Origin of the sequence: Ramlibacter sp. PS4R-6, assembly GCF_037572775.1 — a bacterium.
GTDB lineage: Bacteria > Pseudomonadota > Gammaproteobacteria > Burkholderiales > Burkholderiaceae_C > Ramlibacter.
Window position 1 is genome coordinate 1,141,335 of the sequence record NZ_JBBHKA010000001.1, and the last position, 11,391, is coordinate 1,152,725.

Annotated in this window: 8 protein-coding genes; 4 read left to right on the forward strand and 4 right to left on the reverse strand. The window is 71.3% G+C overall.

What is annotated here, in order from left to right:
- Window positions 1–13: 13 nt before the first annotated feature.
- Together WG903_RS05625 and epsE are read left to right on the forward strand one after the other, a co-directional pair.
- Window positions 14–1,576: a fatty acyl-CoA synthetase gene (locus WG903_RS05625; RefSeq protein ID WP_340073237.1), complete on the forward strand. Its 1,563-nt coding sequence runs from the start codon at window positions 14–16 to the stop codon at window positions 1,574–1,576.
- Window positions 1,577–1,686: 110 nt separating this feature from the next.
- The gene (gene epsE / locus WG903_RS05630; RefSeq protein ID WP_340073238.1) at window positions 1,687–2,490 is read left to right on the forward strand and encodes a polysaccharide export protein EpsE; all 804 of its coding nucleotides are present in this window, start codon (window positions 1,687–1,689) and stop codon (window positions 2,488–2,490) included.
- On the opposite strand, the gene WG903_RS05635 is transcribed toward epsE, so the two are convergent.
- Window positions 2,487–3,509 carry a hypothetical protein gene (locus WG903_RS05635; RefSeq protein ID WP_340073239.1) on the reverse strand — a complete coding sequence of 341 codons (1,023 nt, stop codon included), beginning with the start codon at window positions 3,507–3,509 and terminating at the stop codon, window positions 2,487–2,489. The genes epsE and WG903_RS05635 overlap by 4 nt on opposite strands.
- 70 nt (window positions 3,510–3,579) lie before the next feature.
- Complete coding sequence (locus WG903_RS05640) at window positions 3,580–4,593, reverse strand: hypothetical protein (protein WP_340073240.1); 1,014 nt, start codon at window positions 4,591–4,593, stop codon at window positions 3,580–3,582.
- 223 nt (window positions 4,594–4,816) lie between these two features.
- On the opposite strand from WG903_RS05640, the gene WG903_RS05645 reads away from it, so the two are divergent.
- Window positions 4,817–5,788: an aldo/keto reductase gene (locus tag WG903_RS05645; RefSeq protein WP_340073241.1), complete on the forward strand. Its 972-nt coding sequence runs from the start codon at window positions 4,817–4,819 to the stop codon at window positions 5,786–5,788.
- A 1-nt stretch (window position 5,789) separates the two neighbouring features.
- Here the strand turns inward: WG903_RS05645 and WG903_RS05650 are convergent, their stop codons facing one another.
- Together WG903_RS05650 and WG903_RS05655 are read right to left on the reverse strand one after the other, a co-directional pair.
- Window positions 5,790–7,022 (reverse strand): hypothetical protein, encoded by a 1,233-nt coding sequence (locus WG903_RS05650; RefSeq protein WP_340073242.1) that lies wholly within the window; start codon window positions 7,020–7,022, stop codon window positions 5,790–5,792.
- A gap of 55 nt (window positions 7,023–7,077) precedes the next feature.
- Entirely contained in the window at window positions 7,078–8,241 is a 1,164-nt protein-coding gene (locus WG903_RS05655; protein ID WP_340073243.1) for a hypothetical protein, read from the reverse strand.
- 157 nt (window positions 8,242–8,398) lie between these two features.
- Between WG903_RS05655 and WG903_RS05660 the strand changes: the two genes are divergently transcribed.
- Entirely contained in the window at window positions 8,399–11,347 is a 2,949-nt protein-coding gene (locus WG903_RS05660; protein WP_340073244.1) for an ATP-binding protein, read from the forward strand.
- Window positions 11,348–11,391: the final 44 nt, after the last annotated feature.

Sequence of the window (11,391 nt, forward strand, 5' to 3'; positions counted from 1 at the left end):
GCGAGGAGAACCCATGGACAACGCCATCCGCCGCCAGACGATCGCCGACCTGCTGCGCCGCACCGCGCAGCGCCTGCCCGCCAAGCCGGGGCTTGTGTGCGGTGGCACGCACTGGACCTTCGCCGAATCCGACGCCGTGGTCGACCGCGTCGCCGCCGGCCTGGCGCAGCATGGTGTGGGCTACGCCAGCCGGGTGGCGGTGCTGGCGCGCAACTCGCACGCCTTCGCGGCGCTGCGATTCGCGCTTGCGCGCCTGGGCGCCGTGCTGGTGCCGATCAACTTCATGCTCAAGGCCGAGGAGGTGGCGTACATCCTGCGGCACGCGAAGGCGACTATGCTCGCCACCGATTCAGGCCTGGCCGAACTCGCGCGCGCGGCCGCGAAGCTCGACACGCAGGTGAAGGACTTCGTGTGGCTGCCCTCGGAGGACCCGTCGCAGCCGGTGGCCGGCATGATCTCCTTCGACGAGCTCGCCGCCACCAGCGGGCCCGCGCCGGAATCGCCGCAGCTCGCCAGCACCGACCTGGCGCAGATCGTCTACACCAGCGGCACCGAGTCCATGCCGAAGGGCGCGATGCTCACGCACGATGCGGTGATCTGGCAGTACGCCGCGTGCGCCATCGACGCGCAGATCCACGCCGACGACGTGCTGCTGCATGCGCTGCCGCTGTACCACTGCGCGCAGCTGGACGTCTTCCTCGGGCCCGCGATCTTCGTCGGCGCCACCGGCGTCATCACGGCCAAGCCGACGCCCGACAACCTGCTGCCGCTGATGGCGCAGCACTGCATCTCGAGCTTCTTCGCGCCGCCGACGGTGTGGATCGCGCTGCTGCGCTCGCCGCTGTTCGACACCACGGACCTGTCGACGCTGCGCAAGGGCTATTACGGTGCATCCATCATGCCGGTCGAAGTGCTCAAGGAGCTGGCGCGTCGCCTGCCCGACGTCGGCTTCTGGAACCTGTACGGCCAGACGGAGATCGCGCCGCTGGCCACGCTGCTGCCGCCGCACGAGCAGCTGCGCAAGCCCGGCTCGTGCGGCCGGCCCTGCATCAACGTGCAGACGCGCGTCGTCGACGATGCGATGGACGACGTGAAGCCCGGCGAGGTCGGCGAGATCGTGCACCGCAGCCCGCACCTCATGCTGGGCTATTACAACGACGAGGAAAAGACCAGGGCCGCGTTCGCCGGCGGCTGGTTCCACAGCGGCGACCTCGCGACGGTCGACGACGAGGGCTACATCACGGTCGTCGACCGCAAGAAGGACATGATCAAGAGCGGCGGCGAGAACGTCGCCAGCCGCGAAGTGGAAGAGATGATCTACCGCCTGCCGGCGGTGAGCGAAGTGGCGGTGGTGGGCCTGCCGCACCCGAAGTGGGTCGAGGCGGTCGCGGCGGTGGTCGTGCTCAAGCAGGGGCAGCAGCTCACGGAAGAGGAGGTCCTCGCGCATTGCGCGAAGAACATGGCGGGCTTCAAGGTCCCCAAGGCTGTCGTCTTCACCGAGACGCTGCCCAAGAACCCGAGCGGCAAGCTGCTCAAGCGTGAGCTGCGCCAGAAATACGCGCCCCATTTCGGCTGATGCGCTGACAAAACGGCCCCTCGCGGCGTAGTGCCAAGGAGCCATGGCGCGGCCCCCGCCGGCGGGGCGACGATGCGTGCACGCTCAACCGACATGGGAGAAGTGAACGCATGAAGAGCACACTCGTCCGCCTGGCCGCGCTGGCCACGCTCACCGCCGCATCCGCCGTCTCGTACGCGCAGGAGCGCCTCGCCGACTACCGCCTCGGGCCCGGCGACTCGATCAAGGTCCAGGTCTACCAGAGCCCCGACCTCACGCTGGAGGCGCGCGTCTCCGAAAGCGGCGTCATCAACTACCCGCTGGTCGGGCGCATCAACATCGGCGGCCTGACGGTGCCCGATGCCGAGTCGCGCATCGCCGCGGCGCTGAAGGCCAACAAGATCCTGCGCGCGCCGCAGGTCAACATCAACGTCACGCAGGTGCGCGGCAGCCAGGTGGCCGTTCTGGGCCAGGTGCAGAAGCCCGGCCGTTTCCCGCTGGAGGCGATGAACGCGCGCGTCAGCGACATGGTCGCGGCCGCCGGCGGCATCACGCCGCAAGGCGACGACGTCGTGGTGGTCACCGGCGTGCGCAACAAGAAGCCGTTCCGCAAGACGGTGGACACGCGCGCGCTCTACGCGGGCAAGAACGCCGAGGACGTCCTCGTGCAGCCCGGCGACACGATCTACGTGTCCAAGGCGCCCGTGTACTACATCTACGGCGAGGCGCAGAAGCCCGGCTACTACCGCATCGAGCCCGGCATGACGGTGATGCAGGCCATCGCCGCCGGCGGCGGCATCACGCCGCGCGGCAGCAACAGCCGGCTTCAGATCACGCGCAAAACCGCCGAGGGGCAGACGCAGCAGCTCTCGCCCAAGCTCACCGACACGATCATGGCCGGCGACGTCCTGTTCGTGAAGGAAAGCATCTTCTAGGGAAGGCGCGCGGCTTCGCCGGTCGCTGCGGGCGCTAGCAGCGGCGCGCCGGCGAAGGCCGACGAGCCGTTGGTCGAAGGCTCGGCCGCCACCGCGTGACGCGGCGCGAGCAGGCCGGGCGACGTCGTGAGCGACCGCGAGGGATCGCACGTGATCGCGCCGACGAGGTACAGCGCGCCGAGGTCGCGTCGGAGTTCGCGGTCGGTGCATCCCAGGCGCGCCGACAGCTGCCGCCAGGTGCGGCATTCGTCCGCGATCTCGTCGACGATCGCCGCCTGGTCCGGCGTGAGTTCCTCGGGCGGCAGGCGCGGCGCACGCCGCAGGTAGATCGGCAGCCGCCGGTAGCGCGCGGGCAGCACGTCGACACCCTCGGCGCGCGTGGCGAAGCGCCACAGCACCTCCTCCGTGGGCGCGGCATGGAAGATCGACGGCACGAAGCCCGCACTGGGCGGCCTGAGCAGCCAGTCGGCGCGCCGGATCGCCGCCGGCGTCGCATCGGTCGCCACGCCGGTATCGCCGCTGAAATTGACGACCGCGAGCAGGCGCCCGTGCTCCTCGACATGGATCACGGTCGACCGCGTGAAGTGCGCGGCGTTCGCGATGAGGTGCCCGATGAGCGCCTGCTGCACCACGCGCGGCGACAGCCACGGCGCCAGGGCAGCCAGCATGGCGGCCAGGGACTCGGGGGCGTGGAAGTCGAAGCGGAAGCGCGCATCCAGCATGGCCGGCACCGGCTCGGCGAAGGCGACCGGGCGGCGCGCCTCTTCGGGGCGGAAGCGCAAGCCCTCGGTCGCGAGCGTCTCGTCCTCGCCGACGGCGACGGTGCGCCCGTTGACGATCCACAGGTCCGCGCGCTCGGGCGCGCCCACGCGCCACTGCGCCGACAGCGCCGTGCACTCGGCGAATTGCGATTCCAGCGCCAGCGTCTCGCCGGGGTCGAAGCCCAGCAGCGCGACGAGGAGGACGGGTTGGGAAGGCGAAACGACGGTCAGCCGCTTCGAGGACCACAGCAGGCTCATGCGGGCATTGGGACACGGGCAACCGCTGAGCCTGTGTCGCCGGTGGCCTCGCCGGCCTGTCGGAGCGCGCCTACGCCGAGACGGTCGGGCGGGCAAAGCCCGGCGCCGTCAGCTCATCCAGCGTCGAAGGCCGCGCGCCGATGAAGGACAGCTCTTCCTGCGTGAACGACGCCGTGCGCCGCCGGTCGCGCGTCGCGCGCGAGCGCCCCGGGTCGCAGGTGATTGCGCCGACCAGGTACAGCGCTGCGAGGTCGCGCCGCAGCGCGCTCGGGCCGGCGCCCGTGCGCTGCGCGAGTTCGACGAACGTGTGCGGTCCGTACGCGAGCTCGCGCACCAGCTGCAGCTGGCGGTCGCTCAGCTCGCGCACGGGCAGCGCGGGCACGCGGCGCAAGTGGATCGGCAGGCGCGTGTAGCGCCCGGGCAGCGGCGGCGGTGCGTCGCTGCGGTTCGCGAAATGCCACAGCACCTGCTCGGTGCTGGCGGAACGGAAGCCCGGCGGGGCGAACGCGGCGCCGCGCTCGCGCAGCACCCAGTCGGCGCCGCGCAGGTCCGCCGGTGTCGCGTCGGCCGCCACCGCGGTGTCGCCCGCGAAGTCCACCAGCGCCAGCAGGCGCTGGCCCTGCCGCACCTCGATGACGTTCGAGCGCGTGAAGCTCGCGCCGTTGGCGATGAGGTGCGCCACGAGGGCCTGCTGCACGAGGCGCGGCGACAGCCAGCGCGCCAGCTGCGTGAGCAGCACGTTCAGCCCGTTCATCGACGCCGGGTCGAAATGGTGCCCGGTGGAGATGCTCTCGTGCAGCGGCTCGGTGAAAGCGACCGGGTGCGGCATGTCGGCGGGCCGCAGTTGCACCGGGTGCGCCCCGCCGACTTCGACCAGGCCGTGCCCGAGGCCGCGCGCCTTCTCGCCGTCGACGATCCACAGGTCCGACGTGCCCGGGCCGCCGACGCGCCAGCGCGCGCCGAGGGCGGAGCAGTCATCGAGCAGGGCGGCTAGGCGCCGGGCGGGCGCGGGGTCGAAGCCGACCAAGGTGACCAGGAGGGTGCAGGGGCCGGCGCAGGGCGCACCGGCCGTCATCGGGTCCATGTGGCGATTGGGGCACGGGGCCGCTGAGGCAGGCGTAGGCACCCGCCCAGAGGCGGCGTCGGCGAAAGACGAGGCTTTGTCCTACACACGAACGGATGAGCTGGCGCATACTGGCTGCACGCCGGGCTGGCCCCGGCGCCCCCTCCGAGCCTCCGCGCGCCCCGCGCGGACGCTGTTTGGCCCCGATGTCTGGGGCCTTTCTTTTGCGCGCCAGAATGCGCGGATGACACCTCGAATGCTCGGCCGCTCCGGCCTCTGGGTCTCGCCCATCTGCCTGGGCGGCAACGTCTTCGGCTGGACCGCCGACGAACGCACCTCGTTTTCGATCCTCGACGCCTGGGTCGACGCGGGCTTCAACTTCATCGACACCGCCGACGTCTACTCGCGCTGGGCGCAGGGCCACAGCGGCGGCGAGTCGGAAACGGTGATCGGCAAGTGGCTGGCGCAGTCGCGCAAGCGCGACCGCGTCGTCATCGCCACCAAGGTCGGCTTCGAGATGGGCGAAGGCAAGGGCGGCCTGTCGGCGAAGTGGATCCGGCAAGCCGTCGACGACTCGCTGCGCCGCCTGCAGGTCGAGCGCATCGACCTGTACCAGGCCCACAAGGACGACGAAGCGACGCCGCTGGAAGAGACGCTGGAAGCCTTTGCGCGCCTGGCCGAGGCCGGCAAGGTGCGCGCCATCGGCGCGTCCAACTACAGCGCGGCGCGGCTGGCACAGGCGCTGGACGTGAGCAGGAAGCTGAAGGTGCCGCGCTACGAATCGCTGCAGCCGCTGTACAACCTGTACGACCGCGCGGTGTTCGAGCGCGACCTGCAGCCGCTGTGCGTGAAGGAGGAAATCGGCGTGTTCAGCTTCTACGCGCTGGCCGCGGGCTTCCTCTCGGGCAAGTACCGCACGCCCGAAGACGCGGCGAAGAGCGCGCGCGGCGCGAGCACGACGAAGAAGTACCTGAACGAGCGCGGCCTGAAGATCCTCGCGGCGCTCGACGAAGCGGCCCAGCGCACCGGCGCGCCGCAAGCGCGCATCGCCATCGCGTGGGTGATGGCGCAGCCGGGCATCACGGCGCCCATCGCCAGCGCGAGCACCGTGGAGCAGGTGCACGAGATCGCGCGCGCGGCGGACCTCAAGCTCGATGCGGAAACGATGGCGCTCCTGGACCGCGCCTCGGAAGAAGCGCCGATCGAGCCGGTCTAGCTCACCAGCTCGCCGCCATCGAATCGGCCGACCAGCGCGGGTCGCTGGTGATCGCGCGCAGGTCGACGAATTCCATGTTGCCCATGGTGAGCGTCTGCAGCTGCGAGATAGTGGCGTCGTCCCATTGCGCGCTGGGGTCGCCCTGCACGTAGAAATTCGAGCCGATGTCCGAGACGTACAGGCCGTACTGCTTCATCGCGGTGGCCAGGGCCTTGGCCTGCGTCGTCCAGGTGGACGGGATCACGAAGTCGGCCTTCAGGCGCAGCAGGGAGCCGAAAGGGATGCCGCCCGGCGTGTCGCCGCCGGCGGAGTGGCGCGCGGGCCAGGTGAAGGAGCGTGCCAGCACGCCGTCGCGGAACGTGACGCGCAGCGCGTGGTTCACGCTGCCCGACGATGCTTCGGCCGCCCGCGCCAGCAGCGGCGTGATCGGCAGGCCCGCCGCGTCACCCGAAGTCCACGTCGACGGCCGCAAGGACAGCGACTTCAGGTCCCACGCCGATGTGGACAGCGCATACCAGTTGCCCGACAGGCGATAGGCGAAATAGCTCTCCCACAGGCGGCAGCTGCCTTGCTCCACCACCAGCACATGGTGGTCGCCGCAGCTGTTGGGGTCGTTGCAGCTGCCGCCCTCGGTCTTCGCGTTGACGGAAGGGAAAGGAAAGCGCCGCTGGTTCGCGGGCACCGCGCTGCAATCGCGCGTGAGCGAGAAGCCGCTGCCGCTCGCCACCGCGCAATCGCTTTCGTCGGGCCAGCCGCTGTCGCTGCTCACGCCCGATGCGGCGAAGTCGAAGCCGACCACCGGCCAATCGGTCTGCGTGGCGAGGATGCTGTTGTACGGGATGCCCCAGTAGGTCGCCGCTTGCGCGGGATCTTCGGTGCGTCCCCAGTCGGCGTGGAAGCGCGTGCCGCCGCCGATGCTGGAGACCCACGCCGCGCTGCTCTCGTGCGGCGGGAAGCGCACGGCATCGTCGATGCGCGTGTTGAACACGGCCGCCGCCGGGAACATCGCGCAGTCGCCGATCATGGGCACGCCGGCCGACGGCGCCGGTGCAGGTGCGGGTGCCGGCGCGGGCGCGGGCGCAGGCGGGGGAGGTGATGGTGACGGCGCGGGCGCCGGGCCCGGCGCCTGGGACACCGGCGCGGCGCCCGAGCCACCGCCGCCGCAGCCGTTCAGCGCGAGAAGCGCAGTGATCGAACACAGGAGCCTGATCCGTCGCAGTGCAAGCTCATCCATGGCGCATTCTCTGCACGCGCGCGCCGCAGCGGCTCGTCACCATCTGCAAGTTGTGTCACCAACCCGCTTGCAGCGAATCCTTGGCGAAGCGCGCATCCCGCGTGATCGCGCCCGTGTCGACGAACTCCATGTCGGCCATCGTGATGCTTCGCAGCTGTTGCCACACGGCGGGGTCCCAGGCGCTGTCGGGCGCGCCCTGCACATGGAGGTCGGCGCCGTTGTCGGCGACGTACAGGCCGTAGCGCTGCGCCGCGCGCGCGACCGCCTTCGCCTGCGGCGACCACGCGTCGGGGATCGCGAAATCCGCGCGCAGGCGCAACAACGAACCGAAGGGGATCGCACCCGGGTTGTCGGAGCCCGCGGCGAAACGCGCCGGCCACACGTGCTGCAGCGACAGCGCCGCGTCGCGGAAGGTCACGCGCAGCGCGTGGCGGATCTCGCCGCTCGCCGCTTCATTCGCCTTCGCCAGCAGCGGGGTGATCGGCAGGCCGGCGGCATCGGCCGCGCCCCAGCCGTCCGGCCGCATCGCGTTCGATCGCAGGTCCCACGACGCCGTCGCCACGGCGTACCACTGGCCCGCGATGCGGTGCGCATAGAACGCTTCCCACAGGCGGCATGCGGCCTTGTCGACGACCAGCACATGGCGGTCGCCGCAGCCGCTGGGGCCGCCGCAGTCGCCGCCTTCGGCCAGCGTCGTGCCCGAGGGGAACGGAAAGCGCCGCTGCGACGCCGGCACCTGCGTGCAGCCGCGCACCACACCGCTGCCGTCCGCGGACGACGCGCAATCGCTTTGCGCGGGATAGCTCGCCTCGAAGACGAGTCCCGAGGCCGCGTAGTCGAAGGACACCAGCGGCCACTGCGTGGCCGCGGCATCGACGACGTTGAACGGCATGCCCCAGTAGTCCTGCAGGTCGGAGGGATTGCTGCTGGTGCCCCAGTTCGCCGTGAACGGCGTCGCGCGCCCCACGAGTTCCTGCCACGCCGCGTTGTCCGCGTGCACCGGAAAGCGCGCGGTGTCGTCGATGCGCGTGTTGAAGATCGCGCTGGCCGGGAACATCGGGCAATCGATCGTGCTGTCGGCCGGCGGTGCGGCGGCGGGCGCGGCGGCGACGGGCGCCGGCGCGCTCGCGTTTTCCGTGGCGATGGGGGCCGATCCGCCCCCGCCACCGCAGGCGGCGGCGAGAAGGCCCAGGGCCAGTGACGCGTACAGCTTCGTCAATGCGTACCTCATGGATTCGAAGGGCCCGCATTCTGAGCCGCACCGCTGTGCTTACAAGCGTGACCGCATGAAAGGCTGAGGCACGCTGGTTACCGGAGGTCCTTGATCCGTGAAAGATTCGAGGGTTTTCGCCGCCCTCGCATAATTTGCCGCAGACATGGCCCTCGAACTGCACCTGTTCGGCCGTCCGCGCGTGGAGGCGGAGGGGCGCTCGTTCGACCTCGATTTCGAGCGCCGCCACCAGCTGCTGGTGTACCTGGCGATGAAACGCGCCTGGGTCGGCCGCGCCGAACTGGCCGCGCTGTTCTGGCCGGGCGTGGCGTCGAAACTCGCGCTGGCCAACCTGCGCAAGACGCTGTTCCGCATGGACGCGCTGCCGTGGCGCGCGCCGCTCGAAAGCGAAGGCAACGCCTTGCGCCTGGAGGTGGACACCGACGTCGCGCGCTTCGAGGCCGCCCTGCGCGAAGGCCGCACGGCCGAAGCGCTGGCCTTCCGAGCCACCGATTTCCTCGCCGGCTTCGACGACGAGGGCGAGGCCTGGTCGGCATGGCTCGGCTTCCAGCGCGAGCGGCTGCGCTCGGCTTGGCGCGCGGCGGCCGTCGCACGCCTGGAGGCTGCGGACATCGGCGCCGCCGAAGCGCTGGAGATCACCGCGCGCATGCTCGAGGCCGATCCCATCGACGAGGACGCGGTGCGTGCACACATGCGCCGCCTCGCGGAATCGGGTCAGGTCGCCGCCGCGCAGCGCGCCTTCGCGGACTTCGCGCAGCGCTTGGCGGACGGCTACGGCTTGGTGCCCGGTGCCGACCTGCAGGCCCTGAACGATGCGCTGGCCGAAGGCAAGCCGCGCGCGGCCGCGCCTGCGCCGCGCGTTGTCGCCGACGAGAGCTTCATCGGCCGCACCACCGAGCTGCGCCGCATCGGCGACACGCTGGCCGAGGGCGACTGCCGCCTGCTGTGCATCGTCGGGCCCGGCGGCGTCGGCAAGACGCGGCTGGCGCGGCGCGTGCAGCAGGAGTTCGGCGGGCGCTACGCCGACGGCACCGCCTTCGTCGCGCTGGACCGCGTCGCTTTCGCCAGCGAAGTGCCGGGCGAGATCGCGCGCGTGCTGGGCGTGCCCGCGACCACCGGCGAGCCGCTGGCGCGCGTCATCGAGCACCTGCGCGGGCGCGAGATGCTGCTGGTGCTGGACAACTTCGAGCACGTGGCGCTGGCCTCGCCGGGCCTGCAGCAGCTCATCGCCGAATGCCCGCAGGTGCAGTTCGTCGTGACCTCGCGCGTGCGGCTCGGGCTGCCGAGCGAATGGTCGCTGCCGCTGGAGGGCCTGCCCTGCCCCGACCCGGAAGACCGCGACCGGCTCGAGGCGTTCGACGCCGCGCGCCTGTTCGTGCGCAGCGCGCAGCGCATGGACCCCGAGCTCGCGCCCGCCGCGCACGCCGACGCCATCATCGCCATCTGCCGGGAGGTGCAAGGCCTGCCGCTGGCGCTGGAGCTGGCCGCCACGTGGGCGCGCGTGCTGCCGTGCGACGCCATCGCGCGCGAGCTGCGCGACGGCACGCAACTGCTGCGCACGCAAGACCCGGCGCGGCCCGAGCGCCACGGCAGCATGGAGATCGTGTTCGAGCATTCGTGGGCGCTGCTGGGCGAGGCCGAGCGCGGCGCGCTGGCGCGCTTGTCGGTGTTCCGCGGCGGTTTCAGCGTCGACGCCGCGCAGCGAGTGGCGCACGCGTCGCTGCCCGTGCTGGCGTCGCTGGTGGACAAGTCGCTGCTGCGCCGCGACGGCCAGCGCCTGGCGCAGCACCCGCTGATCCAGCAGCTGTCGGCGCTGCGCCTGGACGAAGGCCTGCGCGGCGAGGTGGAGGCGCGGCATGCGCGCTACTTCCACGACCTGTTGCACCAGCTCAAGCCCGCCGCGCAGCCGGGCGATCGCGATGCGCTCTTGCGCATCGACGCCGAGTTCGAGAACTGCCGCGTGGCCTGGCAATGGTCGGTGGCGCATGGCGACGCACAGGGCGTCGAGGAAAGCGTGGCGGCGCTGCGCAGTTTCTGCGAACACAAGGCGCGGGTGCGCGACGGTGCGGCCATCTTGCGCGCAGCCGTGGATGCCGGCCCGCCGGTCGCGAACGTGGCATCGCTGCGCATCGCCTTGGCCCAGCTCGAATACCGCATGGACCGCTACGCGGAAGCGTTCGCACAGATCGAAGCGGCGCTGGGCCTGCTGCGCGGCCGCCGCGACTGGATCCTGCGCGTGGCGTGCATGCAGCTCACGGGCAGCCTGAACCTGCGCCAGGGCCAGTACGGGGAGGCGGGCCGCGCCTACCGCGAAGCGCTGCGCCTGACGCCACCGACGGAAACGCGCCTGCAGGCCGTCATGCTGGACCACTTGGCCCTCGTCGAAAAGCGCATCGGCCGCTTCGACAAGTCCATCGAGATGTCGCTGCGGGCGCTGGAGCAGTTCCGCGCCAGCGGCTCCTACGCCGAAGAGGCGCTGTGCCTGAACAACCTGGCCTCGCTGCTCAACGACCAGGGCAACCACCAGGCGGGGCGCGGCCACCTGAAGGAGGCGCTGGCGCTGTGCGACCGCCACGGCTTCGTGGCCACGCGCGTGTACGCACTGACCAACCTGGTGGAGTGCGACCTGATCGCTGGCGACCTCGCCGCCGCGCAAGCCAATTCGGCGATCGCGCTGGAGCTGGCGCAGGCCGGCGGCTACCGCTGGATCGAAGCGGTCATCTGGCTGCACCGGGCGCGCATCTCGATCCGCGCCGGCGAGATCGCGCTGGCGCGCAGCGAGCTGCAGCGTGGCAGCGAGATCGCCAACGCCATCGCCCAGCCCTCGGTGCAGCTCGAAGCGATCCTGTGCTTCAGCGAACTGCTGCAGGCGCAGGGCCTGGGGCAGGAAGCGGTGACGGCCTTGGGCTACGCCGCTGCGCACGAGGTGGCGACCGCGCTCGACCGCCTGCGCATCGACACCATGGTGAACCGCTGGCGCATCCCCTTCGCGCCGCCGAAGCCGAAACTGAGCTTCACCGAGCTCGCCCAGCGCATCGGCGTCGAAACGCCGCTCGCGCACGCGCCGCTGATCGCTTCGCTGCGCGCGCACTAGCGCCGCAAGCCGGGCCCAAAGCCACTGGATCCCGGCCTGCGCCC

Bases quoted from the DNA above. Each gene is read 5' to 3' on its own strand.
- WG903_RS05625 (WP_340073237.1), top strand. From the start codon at position 14: ATGGACAACGCCATCCGCCGCCAGACGATCGCCGACCTGCTGCGCCGC.
- epsE (WP_340073238.1), top strand. From the start codon at position 1,687: ATGAAGAGCACACTCGTCCGCCTGGCCGCGCTGGCCACGCTCACCGCC.
- WG903_RS05635 (WP_340073239.1), bottom strand. From the start codon at position 3,509: ATGAGCCTGCTGTGGTCCTCGAAGCGGCTGACCGTCGTTTCGCCTTCC.
- WG903_RS05640 (WP_340073240.1), bottom strand. From the start codon at position 4,593: ATGGACCCGATGACGGCCGGTGCGCCCTGCGCCGGCCCCTGCACCCTC.
- WG903_RS05645 (WP_340073241.1), top strand. From the start codon at position 4,817: ATGACACCTCGAATGCTCGGCCGCTCCGGCCTCTGGGTCTCGCCCATC.
- WG903_RS05650 (WP_340073242.1), bottom strand. From the start codon at position 7,022: ATGGATGAGCTTGCACTGCGACGGATCAGGCTCCTGTGTTCGATCACT.
- WG903_RS05660 (WP_340073244.1), top strand. From the start codon at position 8,399: ATGGCCCTCGAACTGCACCTGTTCGGCCGTCCGCGCGTGGAGGCGGAG.